This window comes from Methylomagnum ishizawai, from assembly GCF_900155475.1.
In the GTDB taxonomy this organism is placed as follows: Bacteria; Pseudomonadota; Gammaproteobacteria; order Methylococcales; family Methylococcaceae; genus Methylomagnum; species Methylomagnum ishizawai_A.
Genome location: NZ_FXAM01000001.1, coordinates 1459295 through 1483897, shown reverse-complemented (window position 1 = coordinate 1483897; position 24603 = coordinate 1459295). Strand labels below are relative to the sequence as shown.

Annotated in this window: 24 protein-coding genes; 5 read left to right on the top strand and 19 right to left on the bottom strand. The window is 63.5% G+C overall.

What is annotated here, in order from left to right; genetic code table 11:
• Positions 1–144: 144 nt before the first annotated feature.
• Positions 145–3537 carry a GH36-type glycosyl hydrolase domain-containing protein gene (locus tag B9N93_RS06730; protein ID WP_085212060.1) on the top strand — a complete coding sequence of 1131 codons (3393 nt, stop codon included), beginning with the start codon at positions 145–147 and terminating at the stop codon, positions 3535–3537.
• A 68-nt stretch (positions 3538–3605) separates the two neighbouring features.
• On the opposite strand, the gene B9N93_RS06725 is transcribed toward B9N93_RS06730, so the two are convergent.
• Positions 3606–4400: a sulfite exporter TauE/SafE family protein gene (locus tag B9N93_RS06725; RefSeq protein ID WP_085216196.1), complete on the bottom strand. Its 795-nt coding sequence runs from the start codon at positions 4398–4400 to the stop codon at positions 3606–3608.
• A gap of 207 nt (positions 4401–4607) precedes the next feature.
• Here B9N93_RS06725 and recQ point away from each other — a divergent pair, with 207 nt between their 5' ends.
• From recQ to ssb, 3 genes are all read left to right on the top strand, one after another.
• Positions 4608–6776 (top strand): DNA helicase RecQ, encoded by a 2169-nt coding sequence (gene recQ, locus B9N93_RS06720; protein ID WP_085212058.1) that lies wholly within the window; start codon positions 4608–4610, stop codon positions 6774–6776.
• Positions 6777–6936: 160 nt separating this feature from the next.
• The gene (locus B9N93_RS06715) at positions 6937–8301 is read left to right on the top strand and encodes an MFS transporter (RefSeq protein WP_085216195.1); all 1365 of its coding nucleotides are present in this window, start codon (positions 6937–6939) and stop codon (positions 8299–8301) included.
• Between the two features lie 104 nt (positions 8302–8405).
• Positions 8406–8939, top strand: a complete 534-nt coding sequence (gene ssb, locus B9N93_RS06710; RefSeq protein ID WP_085212055.1) for a single-stranded DNA-binding protein — start codon at positions 8406–8408, stop codon at positions 8937–8939.
• Positions 8940–9064: 125 nt separating this feature from the next.
• On the opposite strand, the gene nirJ is transcribed toward ssb, so the two are convergent.
• Positions 9065–10234 (bottom strand): heme d1 biosynthesis radical SAM protein NirJ, encoded by a 1170-nt coding sequence (gene nirJ / locus B9N93_RS06705; protein WP_085212053.1) that lies wholly within the window; start codon positions 10232–10234, stop codon positions 9065–9067.
• A gap of 96 nt (positions 10235–10330) precedes the next feature.
• Here nirJ and B9N93_RS06700 point away from each other — a divergent pair.
• Positions 10331–11463 (top strand): IS3 family transposase gene (locus B9N93_RS06700; protein ID WP_125468871.1). Its coding sequence is split into 2 segments (ribosomal slippage): positions 10331–10580 and positions 10580–11463, totalling 1134 coding nucleotides; the frame shifts between segments, so codons are not numbered across the junction.
• Positions 11464–11524: 61 nt separating this feature from the next.
• Here B9N93_RS06700 and ahbB (B9N93_RS06695) read toward each other — a convergent pair.
• The 17 genes from ahbB (B9N93_RS06695) to B9N93_RS06615 all read right to left on the bottom strand — a co-directional run bounded on the left by ahbB (B9N93_RS06695) (position 11525) and on the right by B9N93_RS06615 (position 24582).
• Positions 11525–12016, bottom strand: a complete 492-nt coding sequence (ahbB, locus tag B9N93_RS06695) for a siroheme decarboxylase subunit beta (RefSeq protein ID WP_176225158.1) — start codon at positions 12014–12016, stop codon at positions 11525–11527.
• A gap of 2 nt (positions 12017–12018) precedes the next feature.
• Positions 12019–12462: an Lrp/AsnC family transcriptional regulator gene (locus B9N93_RS06690; RefSeq protein ID WP_085212049.1), complete on the bottom strand. Its 444-nt coding sequence runs from the start codon at positions 12460–12462 to the stop codon at positions 12019–12021.
• Between the two features lie 173 nt (positions 12463–12635).
• Positions 12636–13187: a siroheme decarboxylase subunit beta gene (ahbB, locus tag B9N93_RS06685; protein WP_254899351.1), complete on the bottom strand. Its 552-nt coding sequence runs from the start codon at positions 13185–13187 to the stop codon at positions 12636–12638.
• The gene (locus B9N93_RS06680; RefSeq protein WP_085216194.1) at positions 13184–13651 is read right to left on the bottom strand and encodes an Lrp/AsnC family transcriptional regulator; all 468 of its coding nucleotides are present in this window, start codon (positions 13649–13651) and stop codon (positions 13184–13186) included. The genes ahbB (B9N93_RS06685) and B9N93_RS06680 overlap by 4 nt, the downstream gene beginning before the upstream one ends.
• A 10-nt stretch (positions 13652–13661) precedes the next feature.
• The gene (locus B9N93_RS06675; protein WP_368655805.1) at positions 13662–14840 is read right to left on the bottom strand and encodes a cytochrome D1 domain-containing protein; all 1179 of its coding nucleotides are present in this window, start codon (positions 14838–14840) and stop codon (positions 13662–13664) included.
• On the bottom strand, positions 14837–15157 hold the full coding sequence (locus B9N93_RS06670) for a c-type cytochrome (RefSeq protein ID WP_217807274.1): 321 nt from the start codon (positions 15155–15157) through the stop codon (positions 14837–14839). The genes B9N93_RS06675 and B9N93_RS06670 overlap by 4 nt, the downstream gene beginning before the upstream one ends.
• A complete protein-coding gene (locus tag B9N93_RS06665) occupies positions 15150–15464 on the bottom strand; it encodes a c-type cytochrome (protein ID WP_085212047.1) in 315 nt (104 codons plus the stop codon). Before B9N93_RS06665 ends, B9N93_RS06670 begins: the two co-directional genes overlap by 8 nt.
• Positions 15465–15523: 59 nt before the next feature.
• Entirely contained in the window at positions 15524–17107 is a 1584-nt protein-coding gene (locus B9N93_RS06660) for a nitrite reductase (protein ID WP_085212046.1), read from the bottom strand.
• A 211-nt stretch (positions 17108–17318) separates the two neighbouring features.
• On the bottom strand, positions 17319–18299 hold the full coding sequence (locus tag B9N93_RS06655; protein WP_085212044.1) for a YncE family protein: 981 nt from the start codon (positions 18297–18299) through the stop codon (positions 17319–17321).
• Positions 18300–18304: 5 nt separating this feature from the next.
• Complete coding sequence (locus tag B9N93_RS06650; protein WP_085212042.1) at positions 18305–18841, bottom strand: SRPBCC family protein; 537 nt, start codon at positions 18839–18841, stop codon at positions 18305–18307.
• Positions 18842–18903: 62 nt separating this feature from the next.
• Positions 18904–20331 (bottom strand): exodeoxyribonuclease I, encoded by a 1428-nt coding sequence (gene sbcB / locus B9N93_RS06645; protein WP_085212040.1) that lies wholly within the window; start codon positions 20329–20331, stop codon positions 18904–18906.
• A gap of 10 nt (positions 20332–20341) precedes the next feature.
• Positions 20342–20737: a CBS domain-containing protein gene (locus B9N93_RS06640; RefSeq protein ID WP_085212039.1), complete on the bottom strand. Its 396-nt coding sequence runs from the start codon at positions 20735–20737 to the stop codon at positions 20342–20344.
• Positions 20738–20838: 101 nt separating this feature from the next.
• A complete protein-coding gene (gene nqrM / locus B9N93_RS06635; RefSeq protein ID WP_085212037.1) occupies positions 20839–21030 on the bottom strand; it encodes a (Na+)-NQR maturation NqrM in 192 nt (63 codons plus the stop codon).
• Between the two features lie 133 nt (positions 21031–21163).
• On the bottom strand, positions 21164–22384 hold the full coding sequence (nqrF, locus tag B9N93_RS06630) for an NADH:ubiquinone reductase (Na(+)-transporting) subunit F (protein WP_085212036.1): 1221 nt from the start codon (positions 22382–22384) through the stop codon (positions 21164–21166).
• Positions 22385–22399: 15 nt separating this feature from the next.
• Positions 22400–23008: an NADH:ubiquinone reductase (Na(+)-transporting) subunit E gene (nqrE, locus tag B9N93_RS06625; protein ID WP_085212033.1), complete on the bottom strand. Its 609-nt coding sequence runs from the start codon at positions 23006–23008 to the stop codon at positions 22400–22402.
• A 1-nt stretch (position 23009) separates the two neighbouring features.
• Positions 23010–23687, bottom strand: a complete 678-nt coding sequence (locus tag B9N93_RS06620) for an NADH:ubiquinone reductase (Na(+)-transporting) subunit D (RefSeq protein ID WP_085212031.1) — start codon at positions 23685–23687, stop codon at positions 23010–23012.
• A 4-nt stretch (positions 23688–23691) separates the two neighbouring features.
• Positions 23692–24582 carry a Na(+)-translocating NADH-quinone reductase subunit C gene (locus tag B9N93_RS06615; protein WP_085212029.1) on the bottom strand — a complete coding sequence of 297 codons (891 nt, stop codon included), beginning with the start codon at positions 24580–24582 and terminating at the stop codon, positions 23692–23694.
• Positions 24583–24603: the final 21 nt, after the last annotated feature.

Below are 24603 nucleotides of genomic sequence, written 5' to 3'. Positions count from 1 at the left end.
GCGGGCCAGACAAGGCCGAACCCAACCTGGCGCATTTTCACATTTTTATAGGGTGGGCACGCATTCCGTGCCCACCCTAAGGCTGAGCGTAGCCCCCAACCGAAAATGCTCTAGACGCCAACCGCCACAACAAGGAAACCGCCTATGAATGCCGCCCCGACCCCCCAATCTTTCCGCATCGCTAGCCCGTCCGGCCTCGCCTTCCAATTCAACGCCGACGGTTCGCTCCACCGCATCGACCATGGCGATATCTTGCTGAACCTGTTTCCCGGCAACGCGGTCGAGGGCGGTCCGGCCAATCTGTATCTACGCTGGCTGGGCGGAACGGTCGAGGCAGTGCCGTTGCTGGGTCCGGGAGGCGGGGGCGTGGTCTGGCAGGAAGGGGAACGCCTACGGCTACAAGGCCAATGGCGCGGCCTCCGCTACACGGTGACGCTGGCGCTGGCCGCGGCTCTGCCCGCGTGGTTCTGGCATATCGCCCTGGAAAATACCGGCGACACGGCGGCGGAACTGGATGTGATCCACACCCAGGATGTGGGGCTGGCCCAGTATGGCGCGGTGCGGCTGAACGAATATTACGTCAGCCAATACGTGGACCATACGCCGCTGGAACATCCCGAACGCGGCTGGGTCGTGGCCTCGCGGCAGAATCAAGCCATGGCGGGCCACCACCCTTGGAGCCTCGTCGGCAGCCTGGGCCGGGGCGCGAGCTACGCCACCGACGCCCTGCAAGTCCACGGGCTGGCCCAGCGGGCCGGGGCGATGCCGACGGGACTCGCCCAAGGCTTGCCCGGTAGCCGCCGCCAACATGAACATTCGATGGCGGCAATCCAGGACGCGCCCTTCCGGCTGGAACCGGGGCAACGGATCGAACGCGGCTTTTTCGGCGGTTTCATTATCGATCATCCGGCGGCGACCGCAGTGGAGGATTTGGGCTTTGTGGATGTCTTGCTGGCCTTGCCGGAAGCCCAGCCACCCGCACCCGCCGCGCCGCCGGACGGCAGCGCCCCGCCCTGCCCCAGCCTGTTCGCCACCGCGCCGCCGCTGGCCGCGCTGGACCTCGACACCGAGACCCTCGCCGCGCTGTTCGGCACCGACCTCCGCGAAGTCGAACGGGACGCGGATGGGCAAATCCTGTCCTTCTTCCATGACGAGCGCCGCCATGTGGTGCTGAAAGCCAAGGAACTCAAGGTGTTGCGGCCCCACGGCCATATCCTCCGCACCGGAACCTTGCCCACGCCGGACGAAACCGCCCTCACCTCCACCCCCTGGATGAACGGCGTGTTCCATTCGATGCTGACCCAAGGCCATGTCAGCATCAACCGTTTCCTCTCGACCACCCATAGCTATCTCGGGCTGTTCCGCTCGCACGGGCAACGGGTGTTCGTGGAACTGGTGGAAGGCTGGCGCTTGCTGGACCTGCCCTCGGCCTACGAGACCAGCCCGGACGGCTGCCGCTGGTTTTATCGCCACGCCGATGGCTTGCTCGAAGTCCGCGCCACCGCCCCGGCCCAGCGCCATGAATTGGGACTGGCCCTGGCCGTGCATTCGGGACCGGCCCCGAGATGCCTCGTCACCCACCACATCGCGCTGAACGGCGACGATGGCGCGGTGCCGGGACCGGCCTGTTTCGCGCCGGACGAGGAAGGCGTGTTCGTCCAGGCCCGCCCGGACAGCGATGTGGGCCGCCGTTTCCCCGAAGGCGGCTTCCGGGTCGATCCCCTGCCCGGCACGCTGTTGGAACAGGTCGGCGGGGATGAACTCCTGTACGCCGACGGGGTTTCCCGCAACCAGCCGTTCCTGTGCTTGGTCCTGGCCCCGGCCTTGGAGCATCGCCTGCGGATCACCGGGCATCTCGCCTTCGTCGAGACCGCACTGGCCGACGAGGACGAAACCGATTCCGATAGCTATTGGGCGGCGATGGCGGGCGACTTGCGGGTCGATCCACCGCAAAACAGCCCCCTGGCCACGGAATTGGCCGGTCTGGTGGAAATCCTGCCTTGGTTCGCCCATAACGCCTTGATCCACTATCTCAGCCCGCGCGGCCTGGAACAATATTCCGGCGGCGGCTGGGGCACCCGCGATGTATCCCAAGGTCCGGTGGAACTGCTGCTGGCCCTGGGCCAAACCGCGCCGATCCGCGACCTCCTGGTCCGGGTGTTCAAGAACCAGAACCCGGACGGCGATTGGCCGCAATGGTTCATGTTCTTCGAGCGCGAGCGCGGCATCAGGCCGCAGGATTCGCATGGCGATATCGTGTTCTGGCCGCTGCTGGCGCTGGGGCAATATCTCTTGGCGAGCGAAGACGCCGGTTTCATCAACGAGGTGCTGCCCTTCTTCCACCCGGAAGGCGAGGATAAGGCCGAACGCGCCACCCTGGATATCCATGTCGAACGCGCCTTGGAAGTCATCGCCCGCCGCCGGATTCCCGGCACCTGGTTGGCGGCCTATGGGCACGGCGATTGGAACGACTCGCTACAGCCGGTCGATCCCGCCATGCGCGAACGGCTGTGCAGCGCCTGGACCGTGACCTTGCACCACCAAGTGCTGACCACCTTGGCCCAGGCATTGCGGCGTCTGGGCCATGATTTACCGGCGGGGCGGTTCGAGCGCGAGGCAGAAGCCGTGCGTCAGGACTTCCAGAGGCTTTTGGTGGTGGATGGCGTACTGGCCGGTTACGCCTATTTCCACGAAGACGGGCGCGTCGATTACCTCCTGCATCCCCGCGACGGCCAAACCGGCCTGCATTACAGCCTGTTGCCGATGATCCACGCCATCACCAACGGCCTGTTGCGCCCCGATCAAGCCCGCAAACACCTCGACATCATCCAAAGCCAGCTATCCGGCCCGGACGGTGCCCGCTTGTTCGACCGGCCTATGATCTACCGCGGCGGGCCGCAGAAGTTTTTCCAGCGGGCCGAGAGCAGCACCTACTTTGGCCGGGAAATCGGCCTGATGTACACCCACGCCCATTTGCGCTACGCCGAGGCGCTGGCCCGGCTGGGCGAGGCCGAAAAGTTCTTCGCGGCCTTGTGCCTCGCCCATCCCATCGGCATCGCGGCGCGGGTGCCCGGCGCACGGCCACGCCAGGCGAATTGCTATTACTCCAGCTCGGACGCCGATTTCGCCGACCGCTACCAAGCCTACGCCGATTATGGGAAGGCACTGCGCGGTGAAATCGGGCTGGAAGGCGGCTGGCGCATTTATTCCAGCGGGGCGGGGATCGGGCTGGGCTTGATCGTGCGCGGCTTGTTCGGGATACAGCGGGAAGCCTCGGCCCTGGTGATCGACCCGGTGTTACCGCCGGCCCTGGATGGCTTGCGGGTGGACACCCGGATGGTGGGCCATCCCTTGACGCTGTGTTATCGGGTCGGGCCGCGGGGGTGCGGGGTGGTGGCCCTAAGCCTGAATGGGAACGCGCTGGCGTTCGAGCGCCGGGCCAATCCCTATCGTCCGGGCGGAGCGGTGGTGCCGTTGGCGGATCTATCGGCGCGGTGGGTGGAGGACGGGAACGAGTTGCTGGTGAGCATCGGCTAAACGTGGTTATTTGGTGGGCGCGTATTCCGTGCCCACCGCGATAATCGCGCCCTATTGGGCATGGGACATCAAGCCAGCACGAACTTGAGTCCGATCAACACCAGGATGCTCGCCAGGACGGGGCGCATGATGTGTTCGGGAATCCTGCCGCTCAAATGGCTCCCGACATAAATCCCCGGCAGCGAACCGATCAACAGGCTCCCCAACAGCTCGAAATTCACATTGCCCATGTGCAGATGGCCCAGCCCCGCCACGGCGGTCAAGGGAATGGCATGGGCCAGGTCGGTCCCCACCACCCGCACCGTCGCCAAGCGCGGATACAGGAACAACAAGGCCACCGTGCCCAAAGCCCCCGCCCCCACCGAGGACAAGGTCACCAACACCCCCAGCATCACGCCCACGCATATCGTGATCGGCGCTTGCCAGCGTCCGAAGCGCTCGCCGTGGGTTTTGCGCTGTAGGGCGGAGTCGTGGGATTTCCTCATCAAGCGGTTGCGGAACAACAAGGCCACGGCGGTCAGCAGCAAGGCCACGCCCAGGGTCGTGGTCATGATCGCGGTGATGGCGGGGTCTTTCTTGAAGGTGGTTTCCAGCAGGTACAGCACCAGGCCCGCGGCCGGCAGGCTACCGAGGGCCAACCAGCCCACGATCTTCCATTCCACCGACTTGTGCTTGCCATGATGGACCAAAGTGCCGCCGGTCTTGGTGATGGAGGCGAACAACAAATCGGTGCCGACCGCCGTGCTGGGCGCGAAACCGAACAAGAACACCAAGAGCGGGGTCATCAGGGAACCGCCGCCGACGCCGGTCAACCCGACCAATACCCCGACCAGGACGCCGGAGACGATGTACGCTGTTTCCATGGAAGTGCCTTCGTTGGGATCGATATAGGAAAGGGGCACAGTATAAGTGCCATCCGTTATAACGGATGTTCTTCCGCTAACTTATAGCTATAACGTTTTGGCATAGGCTTATATGCATGTGCCCGCCGGGCCGCAACGGCGGCAACAGTGGCGGGGTCCGGTACGGCATGGAAGAATGGAGGTTTCCAACCCCATCGGAACCGGCGCATGCCCCCATCCCCCCTAGAAATCCTGCGTACCGTGTTCGGCTACCGGCAATTCCGCGGTCCGCAAGCCGCCATCGTGGAGCGGGTGGCCCAGGGCGGCGACGCCTTGGTGTTGATGCCCACCGGCGGCGGCAAATCGCTGTGCTACCAGATTCCGGCCTTGATCCGGCCCGGCGTCGGCGTGGTGGTGTCGCCCTTGATCGCCTTGATGCAGGACCAGGTCGATGCCCTGCGCCAATTGGGGGTGCGGGCGGCCTTCCTGAATTCCACCCTGGCACCGGACCAACAACGCAAGGTCGAACGCCAGTTCCTCGACGGCGACCTGGATTTGCTGTACGTGGCCCCGGAACGGCTGACCACCGAACGCTTCCTCGATACGCTGGCACGGGCCACCGTCGGTCTGTTCGCCATCGACGAGGCCCATTGCGTGTCGCAATGGGGCCATGATTTCCGCGCCGATTACTGGCAGTTATCCCTGCTGCACCAGCGCTTCCCCCAGATTCCCCGCATCGCCCTCACCGCCACCGCCGACGAGCGCACCCGCCAGGAAATCATCGCCCGGCTGGGTTTGGAGCGGGCCGAGGTGTTTTGCAGCGGCTTCGACCGGCCCAATATCCGCTACACCATCGCCGACAAGCGCAATCCCAAGGCCCAGCTCCTGCATTTCCTCCGCGCCGAACACCCGGAGGACGCCGGCATCGTCTATTGCCTGTCGCGCAAGAAGGTTGAGGACACCGCCGCCTTCCTGCAAAGCGAGGGCTTCACCGCCCTGCCCTACCATGCCGGTTTGTCGAGCGAAGAACGCCAGCGCCACCAACGCCGCTTCCTGATGGAGGAAGGCGTGGTCGTGGTCGCCACCATCGCCTTCGGCATGGGCATCGACAAGCCCAATGTGCGCTTCGTCGCCCACCTCGACCTGCCCAAGAGCGTGGAAGCCTATTACCAGGAAACGGGCCGGGCCGGGCGCGATGGCTTGGCGGCGGAGGCCTGGATGGTGTACGGGCTACAGGATGTCATCACCCTGCGCAAGCTGGTGGAGGATTCCGAGGCCGACGAAATCCACAAGCGGGTGGAACGCCACAAGTTGGAAGCCATGCTGGGGCTGTGCGAGGCGACTGCGTGCCGGCGGCAGGCGCTGTTGCGCTATTTCGGCGAGGAACTCGCCGAACCCTGCGGCAACTGCGATAACTGCCTGTCGCCGCCCGCCACCTGGGACGCCACCGAAGCCGCCCGCAAGGCGCTGTCCTGCGTGTACCGGACCCAACAGCGGTTCGGCACCCGCCATGTGATCGATGTGCTATTGGGCCGGGCGGGCGAGCGCCTCCTGCGGCTGGGCCACGACCGGCTCAGCACCTACGGCATCGGCAAGGATTTGGACGAAAAGCAATGGCTGTCGCTGTTCCGCCAACTCATTACCCTGGGCTATCTGATGGTGGATCACGAAGCCCATGGCGTGGTGAAGCTGACCGACGCCTGTAGGCCGGTGCTAAGGGGCGAAGCGCAACTCCGGCTCCGGCGCGACCCGGACCCATCGGCATCCAGCCGCGAGCGACGCGGCGCGGCCAAGCCGCAAAGCCGGGGGACGGTGCCCGCCACCAGCCTGGCCCATCCCGACAACCACCGGCTCTGGGAAGCCTTGCGGGCCTTGCGCAAACGGCTGGCCTCCGAGCAAGGCGTGCCGCCCTATGTCATCTTCCACGATTCGGTGCTGATGGACATGGTGGAACTCCGGCCCAAGGATTTGTTGGAACTTGGGCGTTTGTCCGGCATCGGCGCGACCAAGCTGGAACGCTATGGCGCGGTATTCTTGCAGGTGATCCTGGAGCAGGGGCCGCCGCCGGTGGTGGAAAATGCCGAACTCAACGGCACGGCCTTGGAATCCCTGGAACTGCTGCGCCAGGGCTTGGACGTGGCGGCCATCGCCGGGCGGCGCGGCTTGAAACCGACCACGGTGTATGGGCATCTGGCCGGGGCCATCGCCCAGGGTTTGGCCGATTCCAGCGCCGTGGTGGGCTTGGAGCTGGCCGAAATACGGCGGATCCAAGGCGTGTGGCGCAGCCTGCCGGAGGAGGAGCGCCAGGGCTTGAAACCTTTGTTCGAGGCCTTGGGCGGGCAATATGGCTACGAGGTGCTGCGGTGTTTGCTGGCGGGCTGGACCCGTGACCACTGAACCGGCATCGCCCTACACGCCCCACCCAACGAAACGCTCAATCAAAAGAACCGGACCTTCCCGCAAATTCAAGGCCATGGGCGAACCTGCTACCATACCGGGCTTCCACATCCCGTAGAAGGAGCCTCCCTTGAAACCGGCCCTGGAAATCGATACCCCCATGACCCGCGCCGAGGTCCGCGCCAGCCTGTCCCTGGCCGGCATCTATATGCTGAGGATGCTGGGAATGTTCCTGATCCTGCCGGTGTTCTCGGTGTTCGCCCGCGACCTGCCCGGTGCCACCCCGACCCTGGTCGGCCTCGCCATCAGCGCCTATGGGCTGACCCAGGCCCTGTTCCAAATCCCCTTCGGCCTGTGGTCCGACCGCTATGGCCGCAAGCCCGTCATCACCATCGGACTCGTCCTGTTCGTGCTGGGCAGCGCCCTCGCCGCCCTGTCCGACGATATCTACGGCATCATCGCGGGCCGCGCCCTGCAAGGCGCGGGCGCGGTGGCGGCGGTGGTGATGGCCCTCGCCGCCGACCTCACCCGCGAGGAACACCGCACCAAGGCCATGGCCTTGATCGGCATCAGCATCGGCTTTTCCTTCGCCCTGTCGATGGTGGCGGGACCGATGCTCTCGGCCTGGATGGGGCTGAAGGGCTTGTTCTGGGTGGTCACCGCCCTGGCCGCGCTGGGCATCGTGGTGCTGTATACCGCCGTGCCCGACCCCGTGGTCAGCCGCTTCCACCGCGACGCCGAGGTCAGGACCGCCGCGTTCGGCACGGTGCTGGGCAACCCGGAACTGTTACGGCTCGATCTCGGCATTTTCTGCCTGCACCTGATCCTCACCGCCACCTTCGTGGTGCTGCCCCTGGTGCTGCGCGACACCTTGGACCTGCCCACCGCCCAGCATTGGCATCTCTACCTGCCGGTGTTCGTGCTGGCGATGGCGAGCATGGTGCCCTTCGTGATCGTGGCCGAGAAAAAACGCAAGATGAAGCCGGTGTTCCTCGGGGCCATCGCCGTGGTGGCGCTGGCCGACCTGGGTTTCCTGGGCTTCGGCGCGAGCTTCTGGGCGGTGTTCGGGCTGCTCTACCTGTATTTCACCGGCTTCAACCTGCTGGAAGCCACCCTGCCCTCCATGGTGTCCAAGATCGCCCCACCCGACCTCAAGGGCACGGCCATGGGCGTCTATTCCACCGCCCAATTCCTGGGCGCGTTCGCGGGCGGCGCGGGCGGGGGCTGGATTTACGGGCATCACGGCATCCCGGCGGTGTTCCTGTATTGCGCGGTGGCGGCCCTCATCTGGCTGGCGGTGGCCCTGGGGATGCGCCCGCCGCGCCATGTCAGCAGCCTCCTGGTCAATGTCGGCGCGTTGAGCCGGGAACAAGCCGCCACCCTTTCGGGCCGTTTGCTGCAAGTGCCGGGCGTGGCCGAGGCGGTGGTGCTGGCCGAGGACGGCGTGGCCTATCTTAAGGTGGACAAAGACACCCTGGACCGCGCCGCCCTGAGCGAAGAATTGTTCCAAACCCAAGCGGCCTGATCCGCCTTACACGACAGCAAGACCGGGGCGAACCCGGCAAGACCCGTCCGGGCCGCCCCTACGGCCCCGGACACATCGAATGCACACTATCGGAGAAACTTCCCATGGCCTCTCGCGGCATCAACAAAGTCATCCTCATCGGCAACCTGGGCAAAGACCCCGAAGTCCGCTACATGTCCAACGGCGAAGCCGTCGCCAACGTCACCATCGCCACCAGCGACTCTTGGAAAGACCCGCAAGGCAACCCCCAAGAGCGCACCGAATGGCATAACGTGGTGTTCTATCGCAAGCTGGCGGAAATCGTCGGCCAATACCTGAAGAAAGGCGGCAAGGTCTACGTCGAAGGCAGCCTCCGCACCCGCAAATGGCAGGACAAGAACGGCCAGGACCGCTACACCACCGAAATCATCGCCAACGAAATGCAGATGCTCGACCGCGCCGGTGGTGGCGGCGGCATGGGCGGCGGTGGCGACCCCGGCCCCTGGTCGGAAGCGACGCCGCCCGCCGCCACCCGCGACCGCGATTCCGAACGCTACACCCCGCCGCCCCAGGCCACGGGTTCCCCAGCGCCCCAACGCCCGCCCGCGCCACCGGCAGGCGGCGGCATGGACGATTTCGACGACGATATCCCGTTTTGACGGGTTCTACCCAGAATTTTCTGGAAGCCTGCGGCAAGCGGGCTTTTTTGTGGCTGTATGGGTTCGCGGGACGTGGTCAGGGGAGCGGGTCGCCGCAGACACGGGGCGGTACCGGGCAATCGGCGTCAGCGGTCCCGTGCCTGAAGGCCGATCTCGTCGTCGGCGAGATAACAGCCAGGGTCTTCGGCCCAGAAATCCCCGGTGGTCTGGTGGGCACGCACCCGCGTGTTGCCATTGCAAAGATCGAGATGGGCGCATTCCGCGCAACGGCCCTGGACCGGACGCGGACTGGCTTTCAGGCCCGCCATCAACGGGTCCGACACATCCCGCCAAATCTCCGAAAAAGGCCGTTCCCGCACATTCCCCAGGCGGTAATGCCACCAGAAGGTGTCGGGATGGACGTTCCCCAGATTGTCGATATTGGCGATGTTGACGCCGGAGGCATTGCCGCCCCATTGGGCCAGCCGGGCGCGCAGCCTTCCGGCCTGATCGGGGAAGCGCTTGCTCGCCCAATGCAGCAAATAAACCCCATCGGCGTCATTGTTGCCGGTGACGAATTCGGCGGGTCGTCCCGCCCGGAGCCGGGCCAGGCAGGTGTCGAACAGCAGGTCCATGGCGGCGCGGGTCGTGGCGAACACCGCGTCGTCCTTGCGGTTGCGGTGGCCGCGACCGCCGTAGTTGAGGTGGGAGAGATAGAACTTGTCCACGCCTTCCCGTTCCATCAGGTCCAGCAGGGCGGGCAGGTCGGCGTGGTTGTCACGGGTCAGGGTGAAGCGCAGGCCGACCTTGATGTCCCGTTCGCGACAGAGCCGGACGCCATGCAGCGAACGCTCGAAGGAACCGGGACTCTGGCGGAAATCGTCGTGGGTCTTGCCCATACCGTCGATGCTGACGCCCACGTAGTCGAAGCCGGTGGCGGCGATGGCGGCGATGTTCTGTTCGGTGATGAGGGTGCCGTTGCTGGACAGGCCCACATAGAAACCCATGGCCTTGGCGCGTTGGGCGATGGCGAAAATATCGGGCCGCAGCAGCGGTTCCCCGCCGGACAGGATCAACACCGGCACCCGGAACGCCTTCAGGTCGTCCATCACCGCGAAGACCGCATCGGTATCGAGTTCGCCGGGGAAATCGATGTCCGCCGAAGTGGTGTAGCAATGCTTGCAGGCCAGATTGCAGCGGCGGATCAGGTTCCAGATCACCACAGGTCCGGGCATGACCCGGCGGCGCGGCGCGGCGGGGGGCGGTTCCACCGGGGGATTCAGCAGTTCGGCGATGTATTGGGTGATGCGGAACATGGGGGGTTAGAGGTGGTCTCGGAAATCTGAACAGTCGGCTAAGTGGATAAACTGCTCCCTGACGGCGTGGGCAACGCCGATGGACTGGAGCATACGATGAGCAAACGACCACGCCGCAACCATTCAGCGAGTTTCAAGGCCAAAGTGGCCCTGGCGGCCCTGCGGGGCGAAAAGACCCTGGCCGAGTTGGCGCAGGAATTCGATATCCATCCGACCCAGATCGGTGAGTGGCGGAGCCAACTTCTGGAACGGGCCGCCAGCGTGTTCGGTGGCGAGAACGACAAAAGCGAACCCGCCGTGGACCTCAAAGCCCTGCACGCCAAGATCGGCCAACAGGCGCTGGAGATCGATTTTTTATCCGGCGCGCTCAGCAAGGCCGGAAAGCTGAGCGCAAAGCGATGATCGACCGGGACCACGATGTTTCCCTGACCCGACAGGCGGAATTGCTGGGCATCAGCCGGGGCGGCGCCTACTACGCGCCCAAGCCGGTGCCGGAGTCGGACCTCGCGCTGATGCGGCGGATCGACGCGTTGCACCTGGAACACCCGTTCATGGGCGCCCGGCTGCTGCGCGACACCCTGAACCGGGAAGGCTTCCGGGTCGGACGCCGCCATGTGGCCACGCTGATGGCCCGCATGGGCATCGAAGCCCTGTACCGGCGTCCCAAAACCACCCAGAGGCATCCGGCCCACAAGGTCTATCCCTATCTGCTACGCGGCCTGACCATCGACCGGCCCAACGCGGTCTGGGCCTTGGACATCACCTACATCCCGATGGCACGGGGCTTCGTCTACCTGTGCGTGGTCCTCGACTGGGCCAGCCGCAAGGCCCTGGCCCATCGGGTATCGGTCGCCATGGACGCGGGCTTCTGCGTCGAGGCCCTGGAGGAGGCGCTGCGCCGCTACGGCCCGCCGGATATCGTCCACACCGACCAAGGTTCCCAGTTCACCAGCGGGGAGTTCATCGAGGTGCTGACGGGCCGGAACATCCGCATCAGCATGGACGGCAAGGGTTCCTGGCGCGACAACGTCTTCGTCGAACGCCTCTGGCGGACGGTGAAGTACGAGGAGGTTTACCTCAAAGCCTACGACTCGGTCCGGGAAGCCCGCGAATCCATCGGTCGGTACCTGGATTTCTACAATACCCGGCGGCCCCATTCGAGCCTGGACAGCCAAACCCCGGATGAGGTCTACTTTAAACCCCGACCGGCCCTTCCCAAGGCCGCTTAACCCAGCAGGGTATCCACTTATCCCGGCTTAAATCTTGTTCAAACAATCGGGGCCACCTCTGTTAATCGCCGATGCGCAAGCCGGTCTTTTTCAAGATGCGCGTGCTGTACAGCACGGCATGGCCCCGGTTGGCCGCGCCCAAGAGCGCGGCGATGCGTGCGGTTTCCCGCTCCACGTCGTCGCGGGTCCGCCCGTGGACCATGGCGAACAGGTTATAAGGCCAGTCGGGCCGATGGCGCGGGCGGTGGTAACAATGACTGACCGCGTCCAAGGCACCGACCCGTGCCCCCAGTGTGTCGATCAATTCATCCGGCACATCCCAGACCGTCATACCATTGGCCCGGTAGCCCAGTTTGTAATGATTGGGCACCGCGCCGATGCGGCGAACCACCCCGCGTTCCTGCATCGCCCGCAGCCGCGCCATCACCACATCGGCGGAGAGGCCCAGTTGTTCGGCGATGGCCGCGTAGGGCCGGGGCGTCAGCGGCAAACCAGCCTGGGTGGCGCGGATGATCTGGCGGTCGATCTCGTCGATGGCATCGCGGTCTTGCATGGTCATACCTCCAGGCGCAGGCCCACGTAATATTCGGCCAGCTTGGGCATATCGTGGACCTTCAAGCCGGTGGTGGCTTCTATCCCCGCGATGACTTCGGCCTTGCGCTCCGGCTTTTCGGTCGCGAGGACGAACCACATGTTCAAGGCATGGTCGCGGGCGTAGTTGTGGGCGACTTCCGGGAAGGCGTTGACCTCGGCCACCACCCGCTCGTAATCGGCCTCGGGCACGGCCAGCGCCGCCAGGCTCAGCGCCCCGCCCATGCGCTCAGCATGGTAGAGCGGCCCGAAACGGCTCAGGATGCCTTGGTCCAACAAGCCGCGCAGTCCTTCGATGACTGCTTCCTCGGTCAAGCCCAGGCGTTCCGCGACCGCCAAGTAGGGCCGCTCGCAGATGGGAAAACCGCCTTGTAGGTCGTTGATGAGGGTGCGTTCCAGTGCGTTCATGGATGGGGCAAAGCTTAGGATATGGCCGCGAATAACTTCCCGGTTTTCCAAAGTCGGCCATCGAAGCCTCCTCACGCCAAGGCGCAAGGGACGCAAAGGAAAAAACAAGCAAAAAAACCTTCGTGCCTTTGCGCCTTTGCGTGAAAAAAGGGAAGTTAATTTCAGCCAAATCCTTAACGGTAGACCGCGCCGCGCTGCTTGAAACAGCGGCGGCTGAACAAAACGGCGCGGGGTATGGCTTCCAGGCCGCAGGCCAGGGTCAGGGCTTCCACCTGGGTTTCGACGGTGGCGCGGTCCCGGCCATGGATCATGCAGAACAGGTTATAGGGCCAAGCCTCGCCCCGGCGCGGACGGCGGTAACACAGCGTGACGCAGGCGAAAGCCGCCAGCCGGGCACCTATGGCACCGACCTGGGCGTCCGGCACATCGAACACCACCATGGCGTTGGCGCGGTAGCCGAGTTTGCGGTGACGGACCACCACGCCCAGGCGCTTGATGATCCCGGTTTCAAGCCAGCGTTCCAGCCGTTCGATGACCTCGGCCTCGCTCAAACCCGTCTGCCGCCCCAATTCGGCATAGGGCCGGGGCACCAAGGGCAGACCGTGTTGGATCGCCGCGAGCAGGCGCAGGTCGCTGGCCGCGTCGGAATGGGTTCCGCAATGGACCGGGGCCGGACCGGGAAACACGGCGGGGAAATCCACCGCCCGGAGGGGCATCCCGCTCATGTGGGTCCGCTCCCGAAGTCCAGCGGGAACCCCAGGTCGATATGGAAATCCTCCAGCAAGGGCAGCGACAACACGGCCAATCCCGTGTGCCGCTCGATCCGGGCCAATACCGCATCCAAGCGTTCCGGGTCGGCGGCGGTGAGGACGAACCACAGGTTGTAGCGGTGTTCCCGCTCGTAGTTATGGTTCACTTCGGGGAGATCGCTGATCCAGGCGGCGACGGCTTCCAGGCGTTCCGCCGGTACGGCCAGGGCCGCCAGCGTGCTGGACCCGACCCGCTGGGGCGCGAACACCGGCCCGACCCGGCTGACCATCTGGCTATCGCTCAAGGTGCGGAGGTTTTCCAGCACCTCGGCCTCGTCCACGCCCAAAGCGTCGGCCAGGGCTTGGAAAGGCTGTGGCGACAGCGGGAAGCCGCGCTGGAAATCGTTGAGCAAGCGCTTTTGCAACGGGGTCAGCGACAAGGCCGCATCCTCACAATCCCAGGCGGTGGGCACGCGCCGTGAAGAAAATACCGCTGGGCTTATCGGCCTTGATCCGGGCCAATTCGGCGAAGGTTTCGGTGTCGTAGACCATCACCCGGTCGTCGTCGCGCACCGAGACCCAGACTTCGTCGCCCTTGGGGGTGAATTCCATGTGCAACACCGCCTGGCCGGGATTCAAGCGCTTGACCACGCTGAGGTCGCGGGTATCGATGATTTCCAGCTTGTTGTTGTCGGGCAGGGCGAAATTGATCCAGACCTGGCGCTCGTCCGGCCTGGGGATGACGAACACCGGCTGGCCGTCCAGCGGGATTTTCTTCACCACCTTCCAATCGCGGCGGTCGATCACCAGCATTTCATGGCGACCCACGGCGGGTAGGAACCAGTAATCGCCAATCAGCGCTCGGCCTTCCAAGTGGGGCATCTTGAACACGGGAAACTTGGGATCGTCCTTGGCGTGTTCCGGCAGGACGCGCTTTATCCCTGAGTCCAGGTTCCACAGGTCCAACAAGGCCACGCCTTCCTCGCCGAACAGCCCGGCGATGTAATAACGGCCCTCGGGCGAAATCAGCGCGTCGTAGGGTTCCTTGCCCGCCTTGAACTTCTGGAGTTTCGGAGATTTCGGGTCGTGTAGATCGGCCACCCAGATTTCCCCGGCCTCGAACAGGCTGAACACGAAGCGCTGTCCGGGCGCGTCCACCAAGCCCACGACCTTGGAGGCTTTGCCATCGGCGGTCACGGAGGGGATATCCGCCACCTTGTCCAGGGTGTCGGCGGAGAACACCCGCACCCCGCCGGGTTCGTAGTTGGAGGTGGCGATCCAGCGGCCATCCTGGGAAATCGCCCCGCCCACGCTGTTGTGGGCCTGCTCGATGCGTTTGACGATGCGGGCTTCCAGCAGATCGATCTTGGTCAAGGCCCCGTCGCGCCCGAACACATAGGCGTAGCGCTCATCCGGGGAATACACCAGGCTGGCGTGGGATAAATCGCCCAAGCCCTGCACCCGGCCCAGGCTGGTCCTGTGGGTGGTATCGACGATCTGCACGCTGCCCGCCGCCCGCTCGACCACGAGGCCCAGGTCGCCGGTACCGCGCAATTCGGCGGCATGCCCGCCCAAGACGGGCAGCAGGGTGAGGGTCAAGGCCAGGGCCAGCTTTTTCATTCGGATCATGGCGTCTTCCGCAATTGCCGGACCAGCCACACGGCTTCGTCCGGCGTCAACAAGCTCCGCCACGGCGGCATGGCCGTGCCGGGGCGTCCGTTCAGGAGGGTTTCAACCAGGAAGGCATCGGGCTTCCCGGCCAGGGCTTCGGGCAACAGCGCCGGGCCCAAGCCCCCGTGCAAGGTCATGCCGTGGCAGGAACCGCAGTCCTGCCGCAGCAAATGGGTCAGCGCGGCTTGCCGTTCCGGCGACGGGTCCGCCGCCTGGGCGGAACCCAGCAGCAGCCCGCCGCCGCAGGCGATCCAGGCCCAGGGCCGATTACTCACAACGCTTCAGCCCGGACAGGTAGGCCGCGAGGTCGGCGATATCCGTATCGGAAAGGCCAGCGGCCAGATTGCCCATGATGGGATTCTTGCGGCTGCCGTCCTTGTAGGCGGTCAAGGCGGCTTGGAGATAAGCCTCCTTCTGGCCCGCCAGATTGGGGAAGGCCGGGGAAGCACTGATGCCGGCGATGCCATGGCAAGCCGCGCAGACCGCTTCCACCTTGGCTTTGCCCGCTTCCGGGTTGGCGGCGTGGGCGGTTCCGGCGACCAGGGCCAAGCCGGTTAGAACTCTCGGAATGAAGCTTTTCATGCAATCGTCCTCCTGTGCCGGACGGGGCCGAACCCCGTGCGCGACCTTGTTCTTATTGCTTATTGGGGTTTCGCCAAATCCGCTTGCACCGCTTCCGGCGATAGGCCACGGGTCATGAACTTGGCGCGGGCGCGGGAGAAGATGCCCGCCGGGCTTTGCATGGGGAAGGACGCCACCCGTTCCAGGGTCTTGGAATCGAAAGCCACCACCTCGTCGCCGTTATAGCCCGCACTGACATAGAGCCGGTCGCCCTTGGCGTTATATTCCGGGAAATAGGCATGGCCACCCACATCCAAGGTCTTGGCGACTTCCAGGGTGTTTTTGTCGATCAATTGGATAGTGCGGGCGCGGCGGTCCTTGCTGATGATGTCCACCGCCACATAGGGCGCGTTGTAATGCGCCGCCGGGGATTCGGTGCCGCCCGAGACCGGCACCTGCTTCACCACTTCCATCTTGTCCAAGTCCCACACGCTGACCACTTCCTTGGCGCAATCGCCGAAGTTGGTGCCGAAACCCAGGGTCCGGCCATTCACCTGCACCACCGAGCCGCCGCCGACATGGGGCACGCAACCGGCGGGCAGCTTGGCCAGCACTTTCTTATCGGCGAGGTCGATGGCGGCGACGATGCTGTCGTCGTAGGAGGCGACCATCAGCTTACGCCCGCCGTGGGAGAGGAAGGCGTCGTGCAAATGGCGGCCCACATTGGGAATCTGGGTGACGGGGAAATCCGGCTGGGTCAGGTCCACCACCCAGACCTGTCCGGCGTTTTCCAGGGCGATGGCGAAGATATCGGCATAGGGCGTGCCGGTGATCATGCCGGAATCGGAAGTGACGAACTTGCCGTCCGGGTCGGTGCCTTCCAGCTTGAAATATTTCAGTGGTTCCAAGGTGTTGGCGTCCAGCAGCACGGCGAAATGCGGCACGAAGGAACCGGCCATCAGGTATTTACCATCGCGCGACACGCCCAGGGCCGGGCCGTTGAGGCCGGTCTTGATTTCGCGCACGATCTTCATGGAATAAAGATCGACCTTGTAGACCTCGGCGGTGTCGGTCTTGACATAGGCCCAGCGCGGATTGACCGGGTTGAATTCGATGATATGGGCGGCGGTTTTGGTGGGGACTTCGCCGACCTGGGTGTTGGTGGCGCTGTTGATGAACACCGCTTTCGAGCCTTCGCCCCGGCCATAGCGGCCGCGGGCGGCGACGCCGATCAGGTCGTCCATGTTATCGATGGCGTAGCCGGGTTTATCGGGCAGGGTGGATTCGTCGGCGACATGGACCTTCAGCGACTTCTTGATATCGTCCAGGGTCCATTGCGGGTCGAGCTTGGGCGTATTGAGAATGCGCTTGACCACTAGCCGGATGTCCTCGTCGGACAGCTTGCCGTAGAAGGGCGGCATCAGGGTATCGAACGATCCGGCCATGATGAGGCTGCGGAGGCTGGTGGGGCTACGGCCCTTGAGCCGGTCCTGGTTCAAGGGCGGGGCGAGGTAGCCGCCCAGGTCGTGGCCGTGGCAACTCGCGCAATTCTCGTTGAAGATTTGCTCGGCGCGTTGTTGGTCGGCGGCGGTGAATTCGGTGGCGGATGCCGCGCCAGCCCCGAACAGGGCCGCCGCGATGCCAAATAGGATCGCTTTATTCATGGGGACAAGAAACCTCGCGCAAAGTGGGTCCGGCCATGGCCGCTGGATTTATTTGATGCGGGGGCCGGAAAACCAGCCCCGACCGATTATAGTTTCGACTCTAAACAATTATTCCGCGCCTGTCAATCGCCCACCGGACCGGCTTGTGTCCACCCAAAGGCAACGCCATCGGCGGTTCGGGAAGCGGCGCGGTTCAAGAAAACCTAAACCCCTAACGCGCCGTCCCCTTCCCCAACGGTATGAACTGCCCGAACGCCCGGCTGCCATCCCCGGTCAGGACCGTCTTCTCGACCTTGAGCGTTTGGGCATCGACCACCGACACCGTGTTGTTGAACCAGTTAGCGACATAGACATGGCGGTCGTCCGGGTGCGCGGCAATGCCTTCCGGGTATTCGCCGACCTTGACGCTGCCCACGGTTTCCAGCTTCCGGGTATCGATCACCGACAAGGTGTTGTCGTACTGGTTGGTCACGAACACCCGCGAACCGCCCAGGGCCGCGGCCAAGGCATAAGGCCGGTCGCCCACCGGGATGGTTTTCACCAGTTCCATGCGCCCGGTATCGACCACCGAGACATCGTTGCTTTCCACATTGGCCGCGAACAGGTGATTGCCAACCACCAGCAGGCCGAACGGGTGTTTGCCGACCTTCACGGTCTTGCCCACTTCCAGCGTGGCGGCGTCGATGGCGGTGATCGAATCGTCGTCGCGGTTCGCCACATAGACTTTCGCGCCGTCGGGTCCGACCAACACCCCGGCGGGATGGCTACCCACCGCAATCCGCTTAACCACCCGCTGTTCCGACACATCCAGCACCGATAGATAGTTCTCGTAGAAATCGGCGACGAAAGCCCGGCCACCCCGCGCGTCCAGGGCCAACCCCAACGGTCCTTCGCCCACGGGAATGGATGCCCGCACCGTTTGGCTGCGCCCGTCGATGAGGGTGATCCGTTTGCCGGCCGGATTGCTGATGGCGACCACCGCGCCGTCGTGGCTGGTCGCCACGCCCGCCGGTTGCCCACCGACAGCGAGGGTTTTCACCACCTGGCCACTGGCGGTGTCGATGACCGAGACGGAATCGTCCTTCTGGTTGGTGATATAGGCGAAGGGTGCCGCCACCGCAGCTCCGCCCACGCAAAAGCAAGCGGCGGCCAAGGCCGCCGCTTTCAGGGATATTTCGCCCAACGCGAACATGGCGCTTACTTCTTCTCGGCGACCGCTTTCAGGTTCGCCAAACCTTCCTTGTAAATCTTGCCGACCACGCCGTTGGCGGCTTCTTCGTTCTCGCCTTCGGGCGGGTTGTTGTTCAGGAACCAGCGGTAATACGCGCCCTTCCATTCCACCTTGCTGCCGCCCGCGCCATTGGATTCGACGCTGATTTCGGAAGCGTAGTTGTTGACCGGCAAAACCTTGGGGTCGGTCGGGTCGATGGCCTTGTACTTGATGCTCATCTTGGCGGCGTCGATGTCCTTGAGTTCTTCTTTCAAGGTACCGCCGGACTTGATGTGCAATTCGCGGGTCGCGCCTTTTTCATTGCCGCCGGTGGCGGTGGTGCTTTCGACCGGGGGCAGCCATTTTTCGGGATGGGCGAAGTCGCCGACCAAGGCCCACACGGCTTCCGGCGCGGCGTTGATCTCGATGGTTTCCACCATCTTCTGGCGGGTGGGGCCGTGGGCTTCGGCCAGCCCTCCCCACAATAAGGAACCGGCGGCGACGATGGACAACAGCTTTTTCATCAATATCTCCCAAGAGTTGTAGCGAACAAAGCGCGGAAGTATAAGGCAAACCCGCCGGTCGATTAAGGGAGGATTTCCCGGAGGTAGGCCGCGAGTTCGGCCAGGATTCGTTGCCGTCCGGGATGGGTATCCGGCCCGGATTCCAATTCCCGCAGCCGGGCTTGGTAGCCATCGCGGGCGGCTTGCAGGCGTCCACGGCGGAAGCTTTCCCAGCGGGCGGTTTCGGCGGCGTCCAGGGTTTCCGGATAATTCCGCGCCCGGTAACGGAACAGCATTTCCGGCAGGCGCTCATCCTCGAACACCGGCTTGGCCCGGCCCAATTCGGCGGGCGCCAAGCCGCGCAGATAGTCCAGCGCGGCCCGGTCGTGGTCGCTGAAAAAACCGCCGCTGTAGAGCATCGTGTCGGGATCGGTGGCGGCGTCGTCCCCGGCCTCTTCCCGTTCGCCGCCCACGATCTCTTGGACCTTGGCCGCGAGGCCGGGCACGCCGCGCAGCATATCCAGATGTTCGAGACAGCGCCGCTTATCCAAGCCCAAACGCTCGCTATCCTGGGGCCGCAGGGTTTCTTGGGGCGCGAGGACCGGGCATTTATTGATATGCACGGTCTTGAGGTGCAGGCGCTCGACGCCCTCGGGCAAATCGGCCACCGGGGTATAAAGACGCTGGCGCAGGGTGGCGGCGTCCAGCGTCAGCAAGGGCGTGGGATCGAAAGCGAGATCGTAGACCACGACGCCATTGGGATTGGTCGGATGCCGCGCCAAAGCCACCACGACGCCGATGCAATGGCGCTCGGCGGGGAATTTCTCCGAAGCGTGGATCACCGGGATCAGTTTGCCCAGGCCCAACAAATCGGCGGCTTTCTGCTTGCTGCGGCGGTCCAGCAGGAACTGGAACAGCTTGGGCTGGCGTTCGCGCAGCAAGCGGGCCAGGGCGATGGTGGCCCGGACATCGCCCAGCGCGTCGTGGGCGTCGGCGTGGGCTATGCCGTTGGCCGCAGTCAACGCCTGCAAGCGGAAACTCGGGCGTCCGGTGGCGGGATCGTTAGGCCAGACAATGCCTTCGGGCCGTAAGGCGCGGGCCAGCCGTAGCGGGTCGATCATATCCCAGCGGGAATTGCCGTTGCGCCATTCGCGGGCGTAGGGGTCGAGCAGGTTGCGGTAAAGGCTGTGGCGGGTCACTTCGTCGTCGAAGCGCAAATTGTTGAACCCGGCCACGCAAGTGCCGGGCACCGAGAACTCGGCGTTGATTTCGGCGATGAATTCGGCTTCGGGCAACCCCTCGCGCCGGGCGACTTGCGGCGTGATGCCGGTAATCAGGCAGGCGTCGGGCTGGGGCAGATAATCCGGGGCGGGACGGCAATAGCGCACCAAGGGCGCGGCGATGGGATTCAAATCGGTGTCGGTGCGGATGCCGGCGAATTGGGCGGGGCGATCCAGCCGCGGATCGGCCCCGAAGGTTTCATAGTCGTACCAATAGAACGTAGCGGTCACGGGCCGGGACTCACCTGATTTTAATGACCGCTTTCAGCACGTCCACCCGGCTGAGAATGCCCACCACATGGCTCCCGTCCACCACGGGCAGGTTGCGCAAGGGGCTTTTAGCGAAGATTTCGGCGGCTTCGAGGATGCTGGTATCGCCGCCGACCGCTTTGAAGTTGGTGGTCATGTTATCGCCCACTTTGCCCGGCATTCCCTCGTGATAGGACGCCTCCACCGCCAGTTTCATACAGTCCAGTTCCGAAAACACCCCCACCAGTTTGCCCTTGGCGTCCACTACCGGCGCCCCGGTGATTTTATGGTCGATGAGCTGGCGTATGGCTTCGAATACGTCCAACTCCGGGCTGAATACCAAAGGATTCGCGGTCATGTGCTCGCGCACGCCGATGTTCGCTAACATGGTTCCTGCTCCTTCTTGTTATTGGGCCGCTATGGATCACGCAGCGGCGGGTCGTGGGCGGGTGGAATGGAGCGCGGCGCCGGACCCGCCGCCGTCGCCGGTTATTCCTGGGCGGCCAGCTTGGCTTGTTCGGCCTCCCATTGCAGCCGTTTGTCGCACTTGGTAACGCAGACGCAATCGCTGTTGACCCCGCCGCAAGAGCCTTTGATGGCGGCGCGGCCAAACATGACGCCAACCGCCATGAGCGCGATCACCACGGCGATGATGACGAAAGTAACCAGGAAGATAGCCATGATCGATCCTCGGAAAATATCGATGTTATGGGTGGATGGAATGGGACGAGGAATTTACTCCTTTTCCCAGAAAATAAAAGCGGAGGGTGCCGGAACACCCCCCGCTTTCTCAAACCATCGGACCCGGTGGCGATCAGCCGCCGAAGTCGTCCAGCATGATGTTTTCGCGGTCCACACCGTTATCCACCAGCATCTTGATGACGGCGGAGTTCATCATGGGCGGACCGCACATGTAGAACTCGCAGTCTTCCGGTGCCGGGTGGTTCTTGATGTAGTTCTCGAACAGGACGTTATGGATGAACCCGGTGTAGCCGGTCCAGTTGTCTTCCGGCTTCGGCTCGGACAGTGCGATATGCCAAGTGAAGTTCTCGTTCTCGGCCTGCAAGGTGTTGAAATCGTCCACGTAGAACATTTCACGCAACGAACGGGCACCGTACCAGAAGGTCATCTTGCGCCGGGTCTTGATGCGGCGCAGTTGGTCGAAGATGTGCGAACGCATCGGCGCCATACCCGCGCCACCGCCGACGAACACCATTTCCTTGTCGGTCTCGCGGGCGAAGAATTCGCCGAACGGCCCGGAGATGGTGACTTTGTCGCCCGGCTTCAGGTTGAAGATATAGGACGACATGATGCCCGGCGGAATCTCGTCGCGGCCCGGAGGCGGCGTGGCGATACGCACGTTGAGCATGATGATGTCGCTTTCTTCCGGGTAGTTGGCCATGGAGTAGGCGCGGATGGCCGGCTCCTTGACCACGGACTCGTAGCGCCAAATGTTGTACTTGTCCCAATCCTCGTGGAAGCGCTCCTCCACCGCGAAGTCCTTGAACTTCGCATGGTAGGGCGGACATTCGATCTGGATGTAGCCACCCGCACGGAAGTCCACGGTCTGGCCCTTCGGCAACTCCAGCACCAGTTCCTTGATGAAGGTCGCCACGTTGTGGTTCGAGCGCACGGTGGTCTCCCACTTCTTGACGCCGAACACATCGTCGTGGACGTGAATCTTCATGTTCTGCTTGACCGTGACCTGACAAGCCAGCCGGTCGCCATCCTTCGCCTCGCGCTTGGAGATGTGCGAAAGCTCGGTCGGCAGGATATCGCCGCCGCCTTCATGCACTTTCACCTTGCACTGGCCGCAAGTGCCGCCGCCGCCACAGGCAGAGGACACGAACAGGTTGGCATCCGCCAACCCGGTCAGCAGCTTGGCGCCGATGGGCACTTGAATCTTCTTCTCGTCGTTAATCACAACTTCCACGGAGCCTTCCGCGACCAGCTTGGATTTCGCCCCCAAAATGACGAAGACCAAGGCGATCACGATGACCGTGAAAAACAATACACCTAGGATAATTTCCAACATCGGTTCTGCCCCGCCTTATAGCTGAATACCGGAGAAGGCCATGAAGCCCAAGGCCATCAGCCCCGCGGTGATGAACGTGATGCCCAAGCCGCGCAAACCGGCGGGCACGTCGCTGTATTTCAGCTTTTCGCGCACACCGGCCATCAGCACGATGGCCAAGGCCCAGCCGAAGCCGCTGCCCACGCCATACACCACGCTTTCCTTGAAGTTGTAATCGCGCTCGATCATGAACAAGCTACCCGCCAGGATCGCGCAGTTCACGGTGATGAGCGGGAGGAAAATGCCCAGCGCGTTGTAGAGCGCGGGGAAGAACTTATCCAGCACCATTTCCAGGATTTGCACGATGGCCGCGATCACGCCGATACAGGCCATCAGGGCGATGAACGACAGGTCCACGCCTTGGATGCCCGCCCAGGTCAGGGCGTTTTCCTTCAATAAATAGGAATAGATCACGTTGTTGGCCGGGACCGTCAGCGTTTGCACGATGACGACCGCGATGCCGAGGCCGACGGCGGTTTCGATCTTCTTCGAGACGGCGATGAAGGTACACATCCCCAGGAAGAAGGAGAGCGCCATGTTCTCGATGAAGACCGATTTAATGAACAGGTTGATATAGGCTTCCATCTCAGTGGGCCTCCCCGTGGGCCAGACCATGGGCCGGTTGGATCGCGAAGTCGGCCTTTTCGACCTGCTTCGGCTTCCAGGAACGCACCGCCCAGATGATCAAACCGATCAGGAAGAAGGCGCTGGGCGGCAGCAGCAACAGGCCATTCGGGACGTACCAGCCGCCATCCTTGACCAAGGGTAGGATGTCCAACCCCAGCAATTTGCCGGAGCCGAACAACTCGCGGACCACGGCGACGGTGACCAGGATCAGGCTGTAGCCCAGACCATTGCCGATGCCGTCCAGGAAGCTTTCCCAGGGCGGGTTCTTCATGGCGTAGGCTTCGGCGCGGCCCATCACGATGCAATTGGTGATGATGAGGCCGACGAACACCGACAGCTTTTTGCTGATGTCATAGGCGAAAGCCTTGAGCATCTGGTCCACCACGATCACCAGCGAGGCGATGATGACCATCTGCGCGATGATGCGGATGCTGCTCGGGATATGATTGCGGATCATAGCGATACCAGCGCTGGAGCAAGCCGTGACCGAGGTCAGCGCCAAGCTCATGATGAGCGCCGTGGACAATTGGGAAGTCACCGCCAGCGCCGAACAAATGCCCAACACCTGCAAGGTGATGGGATTATTGTCCACCAACGGATCGACAAGAACTTTCTTGTGTTCTGCGTTCAGGTTCATGGGTTTATCCTCTTGCGCTTCTAAGCTTGGCGAGATAGATGCCGTAGCCTTCCTTGCCCATCCAGTACTGCACGAGATTGCTCACGCCGCGGCTGGTGAGGGTGGCGCCGGCCAGGGCGTCCACCTGGAATTCGGAACCGGGCTTGCCGGGTTCGACCGAACCTTTGACCAAGCCCAAAGCGACTTCGCCGATCTCGATGGCCTGGCCCTTTTCGCTCAGGTTGCTCTCGTGCAGTTCCTTGCCGGTGAAGTTGTAGACCTTCTTCCCTTTCCACAGGGCTTTCCATTTCGGGTTGACCACCTCGCCGCCAAGACCGGGGGTTTCGGCCTGGTCGTAGAGGTTCATACCCACCACGGTCTGGGCGTCCGCTTCCAGGGAAATGAAGCCATACATGGTGGACCACAGGCCATAACCATTGACCGGCAGGATCACCGACTTGAGCTGGCCGCCCTCTTTCACCAAGTAGACCTTGGCGTATTTGGGCTTGCGCTTGATGCTGGCAATGTCCTTTTCCGGCGGGATGGCGTCGCTCATACCGGGGTCTTTCGCGGCCTTCCATTGATCGTAGGTCTTGGCATCGACCGAATCGACATAGTCGCCGGTCGCGAGGTCCACGATCTTGGTTTCAATGTTGTTGAACACCGCGTCCACATTGGTGTCGGCCTTCAACAGGTCGGCGACCTCCAGGATGTTGACCTTTTCATCGCGGGCCTTGTTGCTTTCCTGCAAGGGCTTGAGCGACACGGCGGAACCGGCCACCACGACCGCGCCCGCGAGGCACAACCACAGGGCCACCATCACCGTCTTCTTGAAGCTGTCGTTGGGCAGGTCGAGGATGGGCTGCATCTTCTGCTGCATCGTCTCGATATATTGCGCCAGCTTGCTCTTGGGCATCGGCGGCGCGGCGTTGAGATT

Excerpts from the sequence above, each read along its gene's own strand:
- B9N93_RS06660 (WP_085212046.1), bottom strand. The coding sequence starts at position 17,107 with ATGAATAAAGCGATCCTATTTGGCATCGCGGCGGCCCTGTTCGGGGCT.
- B9N93_RS06725 (WP_085216196.1), bottom strand. The coding sequence starts at position 4,400 with ATGGAAACAGCGTACATCGTCTCCGGCGTCCTGGTCGGGGTATTGGTC.
- B9N93_RS06715 (WP_085216195.1), top strand. The coding sequence starts at position 6,937 with ATGACCCGCGCCGAGGTCCGCGCCAGCCTGTCCCTGGCCGGCATCTAT.
- nqrM (WP_085212037.1), bottom strand. The coding sequence starts at position 21,030 with ATGGCTATCTTCCTGGTTACTTTCGTCATCATCGCCGTGGTGATCGCG.
- ahbB (WP_254899351.1), bottom strand. The coding sequence starts at position 13,187 with ATGAGCGGGATGCCCCTCCGGGCGGTGGATTTCCCCGCCGTGTTTCCC.
- ssb (WP_085212055.1), top strand. The coding sequence starts at position 8,406 with ATGGCCTCTCGCGGCATCAACAAAGTCATCCTCATCGGCAACCTGGGC.
- B9N93_RS06675 (WP_368655805.1), bottom strand. The coding sequence starts at position 14,840 with ATGATCCGAATGAAAAAGCTGGCCCTGGCCTTGACCCTCACCCTGCTG.
- B9N93_RS06655 (WP_085212044.1), bottom strand. The coding sequence starts at position 18,299 with ATGTTCGCGTTGGGCGAAATATCCCTGAAAGCGGCGGCCTTGGCCGCC.
- B9N93_RS06615 (WP_085212029.1), bottom strand. The coding sequence starts at position 24,582 with ATGCCCAAGAGCAAGCTGGCGCAATATATCGAGACGATGCAGCAGAAG.
- B9N93_RS06650 (WP_085212042.1), bottom strand. The coding sequence starts at position 18,841 with ATGAAAAAGCTGTTGTCCATCGTCGCCGCCGGTTCCTTATTGTGGGGA.
- B9N93_RS06620 (WP_085212031.1), bottom strand. The coding sequence starts at position 23,687 with ATGAACCTGAACGCAGAACACAAGAAAGTTCTTGTCGATCCGTTGGTG.
- nqrF (WP_085212036.1), bottom strand. The coding sequence starts at position 22,384 with ATGTTGGAAATTATCCTAGGTGTATTGTTTTTCACGGTCATCGTGATC.
- B9N93_RS06730 (WP_085212060.1), top strand. The coding sequence starts at position 145 with ATGAATGCCGCCCCGACCCCCCAATCTTTCCGCATCGCTAGCCCGTCC.
- ahbB (WP_176225158.1), bottom strand. The coding sequence starts at position 12,016 with ATGCAAGACCGCGATGCCATCGACGAGATCGACCGCCAGATCATCCGC.
- B9N93_RS06640 (WP_085212039.1), bottom strand. The coding sequence starts at position 20,737 with ATGTTAGCGAACATCGGCGTGCGCGAGCACATGACCGCGAATCCTTTG.
- B9N93_RS06665 (WP_085212047.1), bottom strand. The coding sequence starts at position 15,464 with ATGAAAAGCTTCATTCCGAGAGTTCTAACCGGCTTGGCCCTGGTCGCC.
- B9N93_RS06690 (WP_085212049.1), bottom strand. The coding sequence starts at position 12,462 with ATGAACGCACTGGAACGCACCCTCATCAACGACCTACAAGGCGGTTTT.
- nirJ (WP_085212053.1), bottom strand. The coding sequence starts at position 10,234 with ATGTTCCGCATCACCCAATACATCGCCGAACTGCTGAATCCCCCGGTG.
- nqrE (WP_085212033.1), bottom strand. The coding sequence starts at position 23,008 with ATGGAAGCCTATATCAACCTGTTCATTAAATCGGTCTTCATCGAGAAC.
- recQ (WP_085212058.1), top strand. The coding sequence starts at position 4,608 with ATGCCCCCATCCCCCCTAGAAATCCTGCGTACCGTGTTCGGCTACCGG.